General features: G+C 43.9%; 19 protein-coding genes. 2 read left to right on the forward strand and 17 right to left on the reverse strand.

The features are described 5' to 3' along the window. Nucleotide 1: 1 nt before the first annotated feature. The 8 genes from ACE1SE_RS11315 to ACE1SE_RS11350 form a co-directional block, all read right to left on the reverse strand. Nucleotides 2–706, reverse strand: coding sequence for a phage minor tail protein L (locus tag ACE1SE_RS11315; RefSeq protein ID WP_374050985.1), 705 nt, complete (start codon nucleotides 704–706; stop codon nucleotides 2–4). Then, on the reverse strand, nucleotides 703–1,038 hold the full coding sequence (locus tag ACE1SE_RS11320; RefSeq protein WP_374050986.1) for a phage tail protein: 336 nt from the start codon (nucleotides 1,036–1,038) through the stop codon (nucleotides 703–705). Before ACE1SE_RS11320 ends, ACE1SE_RS11315 begins: the two co-directional genes overlap by 4 nt. A gap of 53 nt (nucleotides 1,039–1,091) precedes the next feature. After that, entirely contained in the window at nucleotides 1,092–1,532 is a 441-nt protein-coding gene (locus tag ACE1SE_RS11325) for a GvpU-like protein (protein ID WP_374050987.1), read from the reverse strand. A 41-nt stretch (nucleotides 1,533–1,573) separates the two neighbouring features. Beyond that, nucleotides 1,574–4,846, reverse strand: a complete 3,273-nt coding sequence (locus ACE1SE_RS11330) for a tape measure protein (RefSeq protein WP_374050988.1) — start codon at nucleotides 4,844–4,846, stop codon at nucleotides 1,574–1,576. Between the two features lie 109 nt (nucleotides 4,847–4,955). Then, nucleotides 4,956–5,486 (reverse strand): hypothetical protein, encoded by a 531-nt coding sequence (locus ACE1SE_RS11335; protein ID WP_374050989.1) that lies wholly within the window; start codon nucleotides 5,484–5,486, stop codon nucleotides 4,956–4,958. Nucleotides 5,487–5,525: 39 nt separating this feature from the next. Beyond that, nucleotides 5,526–5,888, reverse strand: coding sequence for a hypothetical protein (locus ACE1SE_RS11340; RefSeq protein ID WP_374050990.1), 363 nt, complete (start codon nucleotides 5,886–5,888; stop codon nucleotides 5,526–5,528). A gap of 138 nt (nucleotides 5,889–6,026) precedes the next feature. Then, complete coding sequence (locus ACE1SE_RS11345) at nucleotides 6,027–6,668, reverse strand: hypothetical protein (protein WP_374050991.1); 642 nt, start codon at nucleotides 6,666–6,668, stop codon at nucleotides 6,027–6,029. A gap of 202 nt (nucleotides 6,669–6,870) precedes the next feature. Beyond that, nucleotides 6,871–7,662: an ORF6N domain-containing protein gene (locus ACE1SE_RS11350; RefSeq protein ID WP_374050992.1), complete on the reverse strand. Its 792-nt coding sequence runs from the start codon at nucleotides 7,660–7,662 to the stop codon at nucleotides 6,871–6,873. 341 nt (nucleotides 7,663–8,003) lie between these two features. Here ACE1SE_RS11350 and ACE1SE_RS11355 point away from each other — a divergent pair, with 341 nt between their 5' ends. Together ACE1SE_RS11355 and ACE1SE_RS11360 are read left to right on the forward strand one after the other, a co-directional pair. Further along, the gene (locus tag ACE1SE_RS11355) at nucleotides 8,004–8,306 is read left to right on the forward strand and encodes a type II toxin-antitoxin system HigB family toxin (RefSeq protein WP_374053654.1); all 303 of its coding nucleotides are present in this window, start codon (nucleotides 8,004–8,006) and stop codon (nucleotides 8,304–8,306) included. A gap of 3 nt (nucleotides 8,307–8,309) precedes the next feature. Then, the gene (locus ACE1SE_RS11360; protein WP_074021720.1) at nucleotides 8,310–8,684 is read left to right on the forward strand and encodes a helix-turn-helix domain-containing protein; all 375 of its coding nucleotides are present in this window, start codon (nucleotides 8,310–8,312) and stop codon (nucleotides 8,682–8,684) included. Nucleotides 8,685–8,690: 6 nt separating this feature from the next. Here the strand turns inward: ACE1SE_RS11360 and ACE1SE_RS11365 are convergent, their stop codons facing one another. The 9 genes from ACE1SE_RS11365 to ACE1SE_RS11405 are packed head-to-tail and all read right to left on the reverse strand — an operon-like array spanning nucleotide 8,691 to nucleotide 13,401. Then, nucleotides 8,691–9,380: a DUF6246 family protein gene (locus tag ACE1SE_RS11365; RefSeq protein WP_374050993.1), complete on the reverse strand. Its 690-nt coding sequence runs from the start codon at nucleotides 9,378–9,380 to the stop codon at nucleotides 8,691–8,693. A 49-nt stretch (nucleotides 9,381–9,429) separates the two neighbouring features. After that, a complete protein-coding gene (locus tag ACE1SE_RS11370) occupies nucleotides 9,430–10,182 on the reverse strand; it encodes an Ig-like domain-containing protein (protein WP_374050994.1) in 753 nt (250 codons plus the stop codon). Between the two features lie 50 nt (nucleotides 10,183–10,232). Next, the gene (locus ACE1SE_RS11375) at nucleotides 10,233–10,607 is read right to left on the reverse strand and encodes a phage tail termination protein (protein ID WP_374050995.1); all 375 of its coding nucleotides are present in this window, start codon (nucleotides 10,605–10,607) and stop codon (nucleotides 10,233–10,235) included. Next, entirely contained in the window at nucleotides 10,604–10,972 is a 369-nt protein-coding gene (locus tag ACE1SE_RS11380; protein WP_374050996.1) for an HK97 gp10 family phage protein, read from the reverse strand. The genes ACE1SE_RS11375 and ACE1SE_RS11380 overlap by 4 nt, the downstream gene beginning before the upstream one ends. 1 nt (nucleotide 10,973) lies before the next feature. After that, nucleotides 10,974–11,321, reverse strand: coding sequence for a hypothetical protein (locus ACE1SE_RS11385; protein ID WP_374050997.1), 348 nt, complete (start codon nucleotides 11,319–11,321; stop codon nucleotides 10,974–10,976). A 2-nt stretch (nucleotides 11,322–11,323) separates the two neighbouring features. Beyond that, nucleotides 11,324–11,686 carry a DUF7370 family protein gene (locus ACE1SE_RS11390; protein WP_374050998.1) on the reverse strand — a complete coding sequence of 121 codons (363 nt, stop codon included), beginning with the start codon at nucleotides 11,684–11,686 and terminating at the stop codon, nucleotides 11,324–11,326. Next, nucleotides 11,670–11,879, reverse strand: a complete 210-nt coding sequence (locus ACE1SE_RS11395; RefSeq protein WP_374050999.1) for a hypothetical protein — start codon at nucleotides 11,877–11,879, stop codon at nucleotides 11,670–11,672. Before ACE1SE_RS11395 ends, ACE1SE_RS11390 begins: the two co-directional genes overlap by 17 nt. Before the next feature lie 9 nt (nucleotides 11,880–11,888). Continuing rightward, entirely contained in the window at nucleotides 11,889–12,965 is a 1,077-nt protein-coding gene (locus tag ACE1SE_RS11400; protein ID WP_374051000.1) for a major capsid protein, read from the reverse strand. A 10-nt stretch (nucleotides 12,966–12,975) separates the two neighbouring features. Further along, nucleotides 12,976–13,401: a hypothetical protein gene (locus tag ACE1SE_RS11405; RefSeq protein ID WP_374051001.1), complete on the reverse strand. Its 426-nt coding sequence runs from the start codon at nucleotides 13,399–13,401 to the stop codon at nucleotides 12,976–12,978.

Below are 13,401 nucleotides of genomic sequence, written 5' to 3' on the forward strand. Positions count from 1 at the left end.
GTTAACCTAATTTGTTAGCACCTAAAAAGCCGCCAAAGGGCATAGGTTGAGGGCGTGGATATCTCTTAATGCAACCGCTGAATTTCTTAGAACATCGATCTTTGAGTGGATTTGTAGTTGGCTGGTCTTTTTCATCTGCCACAGGTGGTCCATCATAGCCACAGTCAACAGAACGATATTGCCAGCTACAAATATCCGCCTGAATCACTCGCGCAGGAATTAACGCACCATCAGTTTCACTGGGTAATGCGAGCACATAGGTTACAAAGTCAGAATTTGAATCTTGTTTTTGTTCTATCAGGTACTTACTTACTGCTTCTCGTGTTGAGTCTGCCTGTGGGTTGCCGTTGGGAAAATTCACTGCATCCAGATAAATCTCAGGCACTTGATGGCGTGTCACCACAGCCCCTAACGCATCATTGAAATCCTGATTTATTGCCGTAAGGAATCCGTTAATGTTGGCAAAGACCATTTTCGGTCTGGAGCTGGGTCCTTTCCCGCTCATCTCAAACCCTGTCACTTCTACCGGATAAGGTTCATATCGCACGCCTTGCCAGATGATCGGCTGTAACTTTCTGTTCATACCATCATGGAAGCGGTAGATATCGCCACCAAAGGCCGTTAAATCTATTTCATACAGATTGAGAATGGCGTTCTGAGCCAGTTCGGTAACCTCAATCCGCATTTCTTTTGGAATGTCTCTCATGCCACCACCTCCTCAAAGATGCAGCTAATAGACCAGCGCATCCGATGACGGTTGACCGTCCACGAACGGCAAACGAAGGTACGCAATTGGTTGTCATCACTGGTTCGCCATGTGAATGACTCTACCGCACCTCGTGCCCGTAGAAACTCATCAATAGCACGTCCGGTTTCCACGCTCCCTGTAAAGCTAAGCTGGTAGCGTTTTAACTGGTTATTGATGCCGTCTTTGATACGCTGCTCATAGCCGTCACCAAACCGGATAACCTTTACTCGCGGCTCATGAGTCACTTCATGGTTATCCTGTGGCCGCCATTTAAATTCTGGTTTTGTCATATTTCACCTAATAAAAAACCCGCCGAAGCGGGTTACTAATGGTTCATTTGAAATTAGCAATCAACTAGTTTACCAAATATAAAACCGTTAACTTCTCCTAGCTTAATTCTCATTTCCGAATCAGTTTTTAATTTATTACCATTTGAGTTTGTTATTTCAACATCGGATAAATATAAATACTCTATTTCATTGATTTCTTTATCCCTTTCATTAATACAATCTCTAATATCCAGCATAACATCTAAAAATGCCTGCCCTGCCTCTTGATTCGATGCCTTATAAATCTTTCCAGCAAGTAATGATGAATAGCGTTTATTGCTAATAAGAACTCCTGAGACAATGATTCCATTCAAAAACAAAGTAACATTAACCTCAAACCCGTTTTCCGCAATATAAGCAGCGGTTGTAAGATATATATCTTTGGGTTTAAAGTCATGAGTGAAAGCTTTGTCGATGTTCTTTAATTCCTGATGGTTATTATTTTTTTCTTCCATTATATATACTCTCGTAATCGAAATTTACTTTACTGCCCTACTTAATTAAGCAAGCCTTCTTCACGAGAAACTTCATTTATGATGACATCATAAACTTCCCGTCTAACAAAGCCAGACAACATCTTAGCATCTTCTGGTGTAAATTGACCGCTACTGCTCACATTGTAGGTAAATGTTTGATTAATAATCACCCCACCATTACCCCCTTTCCCCATATCCCGATTGCTAATCACCTTACCCCTATCACCCGGTATCATGTATTGATGACCATTATTCGCCTTGAATATCTCAGGCCTGTTATTCTCACCAATACGGTAAGCCCCATTCGGGCTGACTGGTCCGCCGTTTTTACGAGCACCCAATAATGCAATCATCGCAGGTACAGCAGTTGCCATAGCCATCATGCCGACTGTAGCAGCGGATCCCATTGTTGCTACACTGGTAGCCGCAGCAGCAGGAGCCATTGCCGTAGTAATCGTCGCACCCGTAGCAACTGCCGATGCAGCAGCCGCAGTATTAGCAGCCTTGCCCATAATCATGTTCTTGACTTGCTGGATACCCATCTGAACCAACGCAGACACCGCCTCATTTGTGATAGTTAGGGCAAGATTTCGCATGGCTTCATTGGCGGACTGTGTTCCGGTTAACAGTCCTGTTATGGAGTTGGCTGAGCGCTGCCCCAATGCTTCAACGGCATCACCCAGAAATTGATACATCTCATTCTGGCCTTTCCATTGTTCCCATCGGGCATTGTTCAGGTCTTCTTGGTATTTCTTTTCTATAGCGGCTCTGGCTGCCTCAGCTTGTTCCTTAAGTTCAGTGTGTTCTTGCTCGAAATGGGTAATAGCTGCTATTTTTCTTTTATGCTCATTAATGAGGTTTTGTACTGGGTCGAATTCCCCAAGGGTTTTCATGGCAGGCGATACGGCTTCATTGACTTTGCGTTGTCGCTCTTCTTCTTCGGCTTTATTCTTATAACGTTCTCTTATCTCTTGCTCGCTTTTATTGAACTCTTCTATTTCAATCAAACCCTGCTTTTTGATACGCCTCAAATGCTCAAGTTCTTCATCCATTGCCTTCTTGGATTTCGCTAAAGAGTCTTGTTCAAGCGCCCATTTCCGAGCTTCTTCATCCTTTTCAATATCGTATCTTTCTGCGGCATTTCTTCTAGCTTTTTCAATCTGTTCCTCGCTAGAACCCTCCGGCATGGCTTTAGCGGCATCATACATTACCATTTCAAGGCTAGCTTCTTCGTAGCCTGTTTTGAGGCGGTCTATTTCGTCACGCTGGCGTTTGAGTGCTGCTGTGATATCATCTGATCGCCGCTTGGCTTCATCAGCAGCCCTTTTAGCTGCATTTTCCGCTTCTCTGGCGGCATCTTCTCTTTCCTTTTCAGCTTCCTTGAGTTTTATGTTTTCCTTGGTTGTCTCCGCTATCATTGATTTTTGCTTAGGGCTTGCCCCCAGCTCGTCAGCTTTGAACTCTGCGGCTTTTAAGTCTCGCTTTAATCCCTTTTGAGTCTTAAGTAATTCATTTTCATTCTTAAGCTTGGTGATAAAATCCGCCGCTTTGTCAGATGCCTGATCAACCTCTCCATTCCTGTTCTTGTTGGCATCGGTGTTCTCATTGGTCAGTTTGGTGTTTTCAGCAAGAGCTTTGCTGGTCAGATCAATGGCTTTTTCGTAATTACTTCTGACTACTTGCATATCCTCAAGCGCACCCTTTTCTAGGGCTAAATCATCTCTGAGCTTCTTCATCTCCTCCTCGGATTTTTTAAAATAAAAGCCACCACCGTGATCAACATCATATTGAAGACCGCTTACCTTTATTTTTTGTTTTTTTATCTGCTCGTCCTGCTCAGCCAGCTTCCTTTCTAATTTGACTTTATTTTCTTCAAGTTTAACTTTACTCAGTTCCTTTAGATTGCCAGTCAAACTTTCAACCGTATTAGATAAATCTTTAGCCTCGTTCTTAGCTTCTTCTGCTCGCTGATGAAAATAATAAAGCGCTGCTGCTGCCAGCATAACCACACCAAGTGGCCCGCCTAAAAATGACATAGCAGCTTTGAGTCCATTCACTGCAATAGTCGCGGCTCTTGCGGCTGCTGCGAACCCCGCTTGAGCGGCAGTAACTGCATTTTGTGCGGCTCCGTATGTGGCTGTTGCTGTCGTTGCTGTGGCACGAGCAGCGGTTAGCCTGGCAAGTGCTGCTGTGGCTGCATCAGTTCCCTTCGCTGCTGCATATTCAGCCTCAGCGACACGTAGGGCAGATAATGCAGCTTCCTTATCCAGCGCTGCTTTTCTCAGTGTCATTTCGGCGGCATAGAGTGTACTTTGCGCTTCTGCTTTATTCGCTTGTGCTAACGCTATAGCAGACCTAACGTTTGTTATCTTTTGGCTTGCTGCTAGTGTCATCGCACTCACCATCCTTGAACCCATCACAGCGGCTAAGGCAGTTGCAGCACCCGCAACAAGATCCATATTTTCACTGACTGTAACCAGAGTGCTATTAAACGCTTTAAGCGCCGTCTGAACCGTGGTTGATTGACCAAAGAATCGAGTCATATTATTAGCCGCCATCTCCATTGACTGGCTCATGGTCGCTGAGGTTTTATCAAATTCTTTAGCAATAGTTCCTGCCTGAGCTAGAAAAGCCTGAGCGACGACTGTAGACGTTAATTTCCCCTCCGCCGCCATCTTCCTTAGCTGACCAATGTTAACGCCAAGGTGATCGCTCAATGCTGCAATTAGACGGCTCCCGTTCTCAGACATGGAGTTAAATTCTTCACCACGCAGGACGCCTGACGCCATAGCCTGTGAGAACTGAATCATGACGCTTGATGATTCCGCAGCGGTTGCACCTGAAACCACCAGACCTTTTGCAACAGTTTCAGTTAATTTCGCCACGTCGTCAGCCGACATACCATAACTACGAGTAGCTCTTTCAAGACGACCATACAATGCAGCCGTAGAATCCAAACTCGCACGGGAATTCTGGGCGATATTGAATACACGTTCAGTCACTTCCGCCAGCGTTTCATTTGTTTTGACGGCATTAACCAGCTTGTTATTCACCACAACCCATGCGTCAGCATAACTGGCTATTTTCTCGATAGATAATGCTGCTGTTACCGCAGTAGCAGCCTTTGATAGGCTTAGTAATGCTTTCTCTGCTCCTTGCACTGAGCGTCCCGTTTGATTAAAGCGCTGCTCTACCTGCCCCAAGCGCGAATCTAATTGCCGTTGCGCCGTCAACAATTGCGCTACATCCATAGAAACTTGATAAACGATGTTACCCACTTGATGCTCTGCCATTTTCTAGCTCCTGAAAAAAAGAAAACCCCGCCAAGTGGCAGGGTTATTGGGGTATTATATAAGGAAATATATTTTCAAAATGTGGCAGTTTGATGATTTTATTGTCTTACTATGAACGGTTTCCCGTTTTATCCAAAAGCAAGGAAAATAGAATTGCCAATGAGCCAATGATTGTTATTGCTACTCCAGCCGTCATATAGAGTTGCCTATCTGCAACTAATCCAGCATTAATAACCTTATCATAATATCCAACTGCAACATTCATGGTGAGAGCATAAAAACAAATACAAATGCCAATAAGCGCTAATACAATACCTGTCATTTTTGTTGTGGAACCATTACCAACATTAAGTTCGCGTTCTTTGGCTTTCATTTCTTCTGCCAACACACTACGCATAACTATCTTTGCATCGTCAGGCTCATTGATAATAAAAACATCAAAAGCATCGTAATAATCTTGATGAGTTAGTATTACCGAATGAAGATTACCATTATATTGATATGGACCAGTAGCCTTATTTATAGCCGTCATTAGTTCTCTTATTGCACGCCTGTTGGCCTGATAACATTCGCTACCATCATTCTTTACGAAAGTTTTGTAGTAATCTCTTGGTTCACCCGGTATTAATACTTCTGACATAATCATCTCCAGCATTAAGTTTTGCTCATTCTAAAATCATTACAAGCATTTTTCTACAACCTCTTTTCTATTCCATTCGACAGGAACAGCACCAAGTATCGTTTTGTAGAATTTCACAATTGACCCGTTAGACGAGCTTGTTACATCTGCAAACATGGAGCTATTCCAAGTAAATATAGTGATTACATCACCAAATGATTCTGAATGAACGGTATGATCCCTTTCTAACAAAACTCTCGTATTAGTCCATCCGTTATATATACACTCAGCAAGTTCTTTTGCCGTCTTATTACTGCTTCCTTCAAAATTTGGTTTTTTGATTCGAGCTTCATTAGGTGTAGCCATACAACCAGATAGTATCAATGCTGAAAAAGAAACTCCGGCTATTAATAATTTCCTCATCACAATCCCTCATCGTTAAATTTTGCTCATAATACCAACCAATTAATGCAAAATAACGCAAAATGCCACAATTTAAGTGGCATTTATGTGATGGTTATTTGATTAAAGCCGAAAAACCCGCCGAAGCGGGTTAGTTAGTTATTCTTTTGGCATTGGTAATTCGCTTTTAGAAATGATAGCCAGTCTGTTTTGATGATGCTCGGGATCTCCCCATAGCCACATCTCTTGTCGGCTAACGTCATCTTGAGTCAGAATCTTGCGTAATTCGCAGGTTATCATGTCATAGGCATAAACATACAGATTATACATCAGAGCGTCATACATGCGATCCTGCCAAAAAGCCATGCCATCATTAGTCTGATTCATGTCAGATACTATTACGTTATAGCGCTCCAGCAGATAATCAAAGAATACCTTACCAGCTAAATCACGTAGAGCCGCCCGATGCTGAGGCGTTCTAATACGCCAAACGAGAATTTGAGTTACAGGACGGCAATTTAACACAACGTCAGGCTGTATAACCACTCGGTTATAATAAGCAACCTCTTTTGATATATCGTTTATCAGAGCTAATTCAAAATGAGACTGACTAATCTTATCAGTCAATCGATTATCAATACGAACCATACGATAGCCAGGAGAAAGGGATAATCCTTTTATTTGTCCTGTGATATCTGATCCACCCATTAAAGAGGCGTAGAGGGTATGATTATCTGAGCTTTCGTTCAAATGAGCGAAAACTTCATTAATCTTTTCAGGACGTACCAATCTTTGTGGCATATATCCCCCTCAATCCCAGTTACCTAAAATGGATAGCTAAAATTTAGCTCATTAATAAATATTCCTTGAGGTGATATTAGTCTGTTTGAACCTAAGGTTCAACAGTTTAAACTGTATTCAGTTTGTATGATTGACCACTAAAATAGATTAAAAAGAATCAGAGGATTTCAGTTTTTAGCCATCCGTGGCTTAGTATCAGTCGCTAAAGCAGTTCAGATAAATCGATACCATACACTGCTAACCAAGCTGCGGCAGGCCATGAATATACGGTGCCAAAGCGTTTATCCGGCGCTGTGTCAGGTTTCACGTTATTCTCTTTGCACCACTTTTTAAGTGGTTGCCACTTAAACGCTTTTTTGGTTGCTTTCTCAACTGTCAAAATAGTCGCCTGATTCTTACTTTGTCCCAGCAGATCAGCTAACTTATTCCGCTCACGAACTGCCGCCGAAGCGGTAGCCATTGCTGTTGCTTCTCGTTTATTGCCAATCCACGCTTTTGTTTCGATGGCCTTATCTCGCTCCGCTGAGATTACAGCTTTCTCTTTTTCGGATTTCAAAAGAGATTCCAGCGCTTCAATATAGTTACCGGGTAAAACTGCCTGTGGCATTTCACTACGAACACGGAAATAAGTTTCTTCCAGTAACTCGTAGTAATCCCAAGCTTGATCAGTTTCAAGCATCTTGGCATGGCGTGAAGCGCCGCGTTCAGTCCAGAGAATGAGGTTTCTTGCATGTTTGTTAACTGAACCTCTTAAAGAGGGGCAGTTCTTAAGTGACTGTAACTCATCACCTTCAACCCAAAAATAGTGTTTACCATCAACAAACCTTTCTTTGTTTCTATTGAAATTATTGGTAATCATTTTTTCAGTAGCACCATACCCCGCAGCTAGCTGCTCAGTCGTAATAACTCTCTGCTCACGATAAACGATAACAGGGACATGGCTATTCTGGTTCGTGACAACGGCTGTTTGGTTTGCTAAAGTCATATCCAACATATTTGTTCTCTCCTTTTAATAGGACGCCAAAAGCCAGTATTTCGCTACTGGCTTTTTCATTTGGTTTAATTGTGAAAAAAAACATGCAAAAACGACCGATGCAAAATAATTGCATAGGTTAATTGTGGAATTTTAGATTTTGGGATAAGTAAAAATTAGCGTATCCGCTTAAGTCATAAAATTATTTATTCAAATTATAATTTATACATAAAAATATAATGAATACATTAATTCTGAGATAGTTTGTGCTTTTTCAGCACAGTGATATTACCCGTGATGAACTGACCCGAAAATCGTACTGTCACTTGCAAAAGTCCCAAAATGGGACTATTGTTGGATTTATGAAAATAATATCCGTTGCATCACTGAAAGCGTTTTGGGAAAAATATCCCGACGCAGAACAATCGCTAAGGGCTTGGTTCGACGAGGCCAAAAAAGCCTTATGGAAGACACCAGCCGATATTAAGGCTCAATATCGTAATGCGAGCATACTGAAAAACAATCGTGTGGTATTTAACATTAAAGGAAACGATTACCGCCTGATAGTTTCTATCTTTTATCCCGCAGGCTGGGTGTACATTAAATTTATCGGCACACATAAACAATATGATGCTGTAGATGCCAACACTGTAGAGCCGGAGTAAACCATGAACATTAAACCTATTAGAACCGAACAAGACTATCAAGAAGCATTAAAAGCCATCGCTCCGCTGTTTGATAATCAGCCAGAAATTGGCACACCTGAATTTGATTTTATGGAGGTCATGGTGCTGCTGATTGAAGCCTACGAATCCGAACATTATCCAATCGACCCGCCAGACCCTATTGAGGCTATCAAATTCAGAATGGAGCAATCCGGCCTGACGGTTAAAGACTTGGAACCAGCTATCGGCAAATCGAACCGCGTTTATGAAGTTCTGAACCGTAAGCGTAACCTGACATTACCCATGATCCGTAACTTACACGGTATGTTCGGCATTCCCGCAGATGTCTTGATAAAACCAACAAAGACAGTCCTGTAAGGACTGTTATTTCTTCATACTCACCAGTCTTCGCTTGCCACTCATCAGGTCATTAGTGCGCTGATCATCCGCATCAATAACGGCATCATATTCCTCGCGAGTAAAACCTTTTTCATCAGGAAACTTGGCTTTCAGCATCATCTGGAACTCGGTCATCGTTAACAGCTCGGCTTCTTCGCGTGACATATTGAAATGGGCGCGAGCCGCATTGATATACTCAATAGCTTTAAACTGGTCAGAAAACACTTCCGTTCCTTCATTCCGTTGGAGTTTTCTGATTTTAACCCGACCAATAACACCATGTGTTATCAGTTCGCGAGCAATGACAATGATGTCATTAATTGGCACGCTCCCCAGACGATACACGCTCCCTCTTCGTCCTGGTCTCCACTCACCGATCAACTCTTCCACGTCATCTTCACAGCACGCCTGTATAACTATCATGGCAGTTGACAAGATATTGCGGCCAAATGCGGGTTTCCGCATCAGTTTAATCAGCCAATCGGGAAGTGTACCGTAAGCCGCCAGCGCGCGGTTAATTAACTCCTGAGTTTCTGCCCCATTGAGGGAAGTGTACGTCTCCACAATTTGTCGAGGTGTACCGATACGTGTCATTGCAGCGAAAGAGGGGCGCAGTAAATAATCGGTTTTATCAGTAGAGATAACCATCTCACCAATATCAATAATAGGCGTCATAATTCCTCCTGAACATTATCAAGGGCGCTCGGAAGTGCCCTTTGTAATGCTATGCCGTGACGGTAATTCCGCACTTAGTTGTCTTACTGCCATCCCTCGTAGTAACTGTGATGTTGGCGGAGCCTTCTGAAATGCCTTTTACTGTTACGACATTACCTACTTGACTCACTGTAGCGATATTAGTTTTATCCGATGTTACGGTATAGTTTTTGTCAGTAGCATCAGCGGGGCTGAAACTCACCATAAAAGAGCCTGTTTTTTCTTTCGCTACTGTCAATGACTGAGGATTAACAGAAACTGACTGCACCGCAACCTCTTCAATTAACCAATCAACCGTATCGGCATCACTCACTTTCAGCTCGCCGGAGTATGTCGCAAACTCGCTAGAACCAAACTGAGATGACCATGACGTAAATACCATGTACGCCTGTAATACCAGTGCATCTTCTCCGGTGAAGTCCATCTGCACCCAATACGCAGGTTGGCGCCCCGCCTGAACCTCCTTCGGGATTTCCTTCAACAAACGCAATGGACCAAAGTCTTCACTTTTATCTCGCTTGCGGTATTCACCATCAAAACTAATGGTTAAGTCCATACTAGTAACAACACTTTCCACCAGCCCTTTTGAATCATCAGCCTCTGAGGTCAGTGTATTGGGTGACAGGTCAAATGATTTGGTGGTTAATGCACCTATCCTAAAAAACGTTGATTGGTCTGGTACTGCATCAGGACAACCCTGCGCAAGGCGAATAATAGCGTTACGACCAATAAGTTTATTGGTTTCTACTGGGCAATTTGCCATGTGAATAACCTCGATTAATAGAAATAAAAAAAGCCGCCCAAGCGACTTGATTATGATGTACAGCGAAAGAGCAACCGGATGACGTATCGGTTCTCTTGTGTGAGGATAGGGGTTGTCAAACCGCCAAGATTAAATACGGAGGTCAGGCAGTCATCATCGGGGTAAGAGGCGACATGATTAAGTATTTCCTGTGCACGCTGGATGGTGGGTTGTGGGTCATTTTGTCCACTGACCAAAATCACCTGTACATTGTCATCAGCCCCCAAATCATCCAGCCGGCCAGTACCGCCAGCAGGCTGAAAGACCATGTATTGCATCTGACCGCCATCGCCTTTTTGCTCAATCCATGTGAGCATCTGGATCTTGAACCCGTCAATCAGCCCCGCTTTTGCCAGATAATGGCGAAATTGCTCAAATGCCATCATAATTTCAGCTCCTGCATAACAGCTTTATCAATCTGATTTCTCATCTCATCAAAGCCTAATTTCAGGAACGCCTTCTTCGCTGTTGCTCGCCGGAATGTCTGCTTCACTTTGGGATCATGCACATAGACGGCATAGTTTGCCGAATAACCCACACGTCCAGTGAGCAGTACACCATCAAAACGCACATCACGGAACTGAGAGTTAATCAGCGTAGAAGTATCAATCGGCGTATAAAGCGCAGCCTGAGCACTTCCGATATACAGAGCCTTATACATGGCACGGACAACTTTCCGTCCTCGTATATCACCGATTAAGGCGTTGAGTTTTGCTTGTGCTTCACGAATCCCCTTGACCTTGACGCCCATATCACGCTCCCGTGACTAAAACATAATCATCAACAAGGCGGTCGAATGTGTCCGCATCACGAGTGATATATTTAATTTCGTCAGCGTCTGCCGCTATGGGGTTCGGATTTGATGATTTCCCAATCAGGATATAATCGCCCGTGGATGCATCAGCAAACTCCGTCCAGAAGGTGTTTTTAGCAATCAGTTCAGTCCCCACACCGGATAGTTTACTGGACAGGCCACCTTGGTATTCGCACATAATGATTTGTGGCGCTTCATAACCCAACGGTCGCCCATACTCATCAGTTCCTAACCGCTTCCAGAAAGTACAAGGGGCGGTATAGCCCCAGCTAGCAATACTGGACATGTTCACCCCACCACATCAAAGAAGCCGACAGATTTACTCTCCAGTGGCAAACCAGATAAGCAACCGCGTTTATCCCATGCTCGTATTTGCTTGAGTAAATAGTCAGTACCAGAGGAATTATATGCAAATGAACGGGAAGCACCAGAAGGCGCACTCTGCGAGGCGATTTTCCTTGCGCCTGACAGCGAGGCCAGACGAACCGCGGCGTAGATTAACAATAGCGATTGCGTTGACTCATCATAATTAGCCGACAGGCATTCAGATTTGGCATTCACTTGATCTAGTAGTAATTGAAGCACTGAATCAGGCAATGCAAATCCAAGCTCAGTTATCATTGGCTTTACATCATCAAGTGTTATCACCATCTTGCTTACCTTTGCCTTTTGCTTTGGCTGGTGTGGCAACTTCAAGCTTTCTGTCTTCGATTCTCTCTACCAGACCAGCTTTAACCCATGATTCCGCATTGCCTGCTGAAACTTCTAGCTGAGCGCCAACCTCTAACTTTTTGAGGTCGGCACCAGCAAAAAAGTTATTTGAAATAACTCTTACCAGTGCCATAAATCCCCTTTATGCGCCTTTCGCGTGAATAACTGAGAAATGACCGTTGATGTCTTGCTTAACTATCAAACCAGCCGCACCCCATGTGCGCCATACATAATCCGAATTGTAGAATTGACGCGGATCTGCAACCGTCCCGAATGCCTGACCGACAATTGGAACGATAACTCCAGCGCCCAGAGGGACAATCATCATTTCATTGCCTTTCAGCTCAAAATCTTCTTTGATGCCAGCAATGCCGGTGATTTTCTTGATTTCTTCAAGCACGGTGCGAGTCTGGTTAACGTCGTAATACAGCTTTTCCCAGTTAGACAGGATTTCACCTGATACATACCAAGTTTGGGCTCCGTATTGGTAGTTTTGTAATTTCAGCACGTCACGTACTTTCATCACTTCACTACGCATTGCCTGACCATCTGTACTCGTGGTGTGATCAATGTTCAGTGTTACCTGTGCAACACGCTCATCAGTGCGTAAGCCCTTCCACGTCTTGTCATCAAACTTAATGAAATTACCTTCACTGTCACGAAAGCCATTCCAGATAAAGTCGAGATATTTACGACGAACAACTTTCACCGAGTCGGCCTGTGCATCAGACAATGAGGCTAGGGCAGAGCCTTTGTTAAATACAGGATCGCGCCAGTTAAATTTAAAACCAGTGTCATGAATTGGCACCATAGTACCGTCAAAGCTGTAAGAACGGGCATCCAGAGCCGCGCCAATCTGACCGGACATTGACGTATGCGCCCAACCAGTGCCGCCTGTGCGAGCGTACTCATAAACAGACTCTTCCAGACGAACAGAGCGCGACAGCGGCATCAGGTCATTCAGAAGCGTAAACTCAGTGTTAGGCTCGAACTCGGCCAGCACTGTCTGGTCATACGAACGATACAGGCGCTTGATATCATCGATAGCATTAACCGCATCGAGTCGCGGTGCATTTTCTACACGAAAGCGAGCGCGAGAAATAAAATCCGCTACCGCTTGAGCCGATGAGTTCCGTGCTAATGTCAGCTCACCAAACTGAGCTTGGTTAGCCTCAAGGTTGCCGGTTTCGGTTGCCTTTTGGGTTGAAAAATAAAACATTCAATTCTCCTTATTTAAACACCACGCGAACCAAGTCACCTGATTTTGCTGTAATGCTGTCTTCTTCGACATAGGCAAAGATAGCCCCATCGTCAGCCGCTTTAATCTGACCGTTAGTGACTGCTACAGGCTGCCCTTTTTTGTACGTTCCCGCAGTTGCGCGAACGTTTAAAAACACGCCCGCCATAGGGTGAATACCGACAACCACGCCATCAGCCGTAATGGGGTCATCAATGGTCTGACAACGAAGATAATCAATATTAGCGACATACAGGATCGCCGCTTCTTTGCCGTCTACTGAGGCTTTGAATTTGCCAGCCTCAAAATACCCAATCGTGCCGGGCTGGATATCCGCCGCCGCCGCACCTTCTCGGTTTAGCATGGGGTTGATAAACACACCGCCAGCATGAATTACACGTTTCCCGTTTTTTGCCAT

Source organism: Xenorhabdus taiwanensis, assembly GCF_036512875.1.
Lineage (GTDB): Bacteria > Pseudomonadota > Gammaproteobacteria > Enterobacterales > Enterobacteriaceae > Xenorhabdus > Xenorhabdus taiwanensis.

Coding starts and splice junctions, on each gene's coding strand:
- ACE1SE_RS11315 (WP_374050985.1), bottom strand. CDS start 706: ATGAGAGACATTCCAAAAGAAATGCGGATTGAGGTTACCGAACTGGCT.
- ACE1SE_RS11320 (WP_374050986.1), bottom strand. CDS start 1,038: ATGACAAAACCAGAATTTAAATGGCGGCCACAGGATAACCATGAAGTG.
- ACE1SE_RS11325 (WP_374050987.1), bottom strand. CDS start 1,532: ATGGAAGAAAAAAATAATAACCATCAGGAATTAAAGAACATCGACAAA.
- ACE1SE_RS11330 (WP_374050988.1), bottom strand. CDS start 4,846: ATGGCAGAGCATCAAGTGGGTAACATCGTTTATCAAGTTTCTATGGAT.
- ACE1SE_RS11335 (WP_374050989.1), bottom strand. CDS start 5,486: ATGTCAGAAGTATTAATACCGGGTGAACCAAGAGATTACTACAAAACT.
- ACE1SE_RS11340 (WP_374050990.1), bottom strand. CDS start 5,888: ATGAGGAAATTATTAATAGCCGGAGTTTCTTTTTCAGCATTGATACTA.
- ACE1SE_RS11345 (WP_374050991.1), bottom strand. CDS start 6,668: ATGCCACAAAGATTGGTACGTCCTGAAAAGATTAATGAAGTTTTCGCT.
- ACE1SE_RS11350 (WP_374050992.1), bottom strand. CDS start 7,662: ATGTTGGATATGACTTTAGCAAACCAAACAGCCGTTGTCACGAACCAG.
- ACE1SE_RS11355 (WP_374053654.1), top strand. CDS start 8,004: ATGAAAATAATATCCGTTGCATCACTGAAAGCGTTTTGGGAAAAATAT.
- ACE1SE_RS11360 (WP_074021720.1), top strand. CDS start 8,310: ATGAACATTAAACCTATTAGAACCGAACAAGACTATCAAGAAGCATTA.
- ACE1SE_RS11365 (WP_374050993.1), bottom strand. CDS start 9,380: ATGACGCCTATTATTGATATTGGTGAGATGGTTATCTCTACTGATAAA.
- ACE1SE_RS11370 (WP_374050994.1), bottom strand. CDS start 10,182: ATGGCAAATTGCCCAGTAGAAACCAATAAACTTATTGGTCGTAACGCT.
- ACE1SE_RS11375 (WP_374050995.1), bottom strand. CDS start 10,607: ATGATGGCATTTGAGCAATTTCGCCATTATCTGGCAAAAGCGGGGCTG.
- ACE1SE_RS11380 (WP_374050996.1), bottom strand. CDS start 10,972: ATGGGCGTCAAGGTCAAGGGGATTCGTGAAGCACAAGCAAAACTCAAC.
- ACE1SE_RS11385 (WP_374050997.1), bottom strand. CDS start 11,321: ATGTCCAGTATTGCTAGCTGGGGCTATACCGCCCCTTGTACTTTCTGG.
- ACE1SE_RS11390 (WP_374050998.1), bottom strand. CDS start 11,686: ATGGTGATAACACTTGATGATGTAAAGCCAATGATAACTGAGCTTGGA.
- ACE1SE_RS11395 (WP_374050999.1), bottom strand. CDS start 11,879: ATGGCACTGGTAAGAGTTATTTCAAATAACTTTTTTGCTGGTGCCGAC.
- ACE1SE_RS11400 (WP_374051000.1), bottom strand. CDS start 12,965: ATGTTTTATTTTTCAACCCAAAAGGCAACCGAAACCGGCAACCTTGAG.
- ACE1SE_RS11405 (WP_374051001.1), bottom strand. CDS start 13,401: ATGGCAAAAAACGGGAAACGTGTAATTCATGCTGGCGGTGTGTTTATC.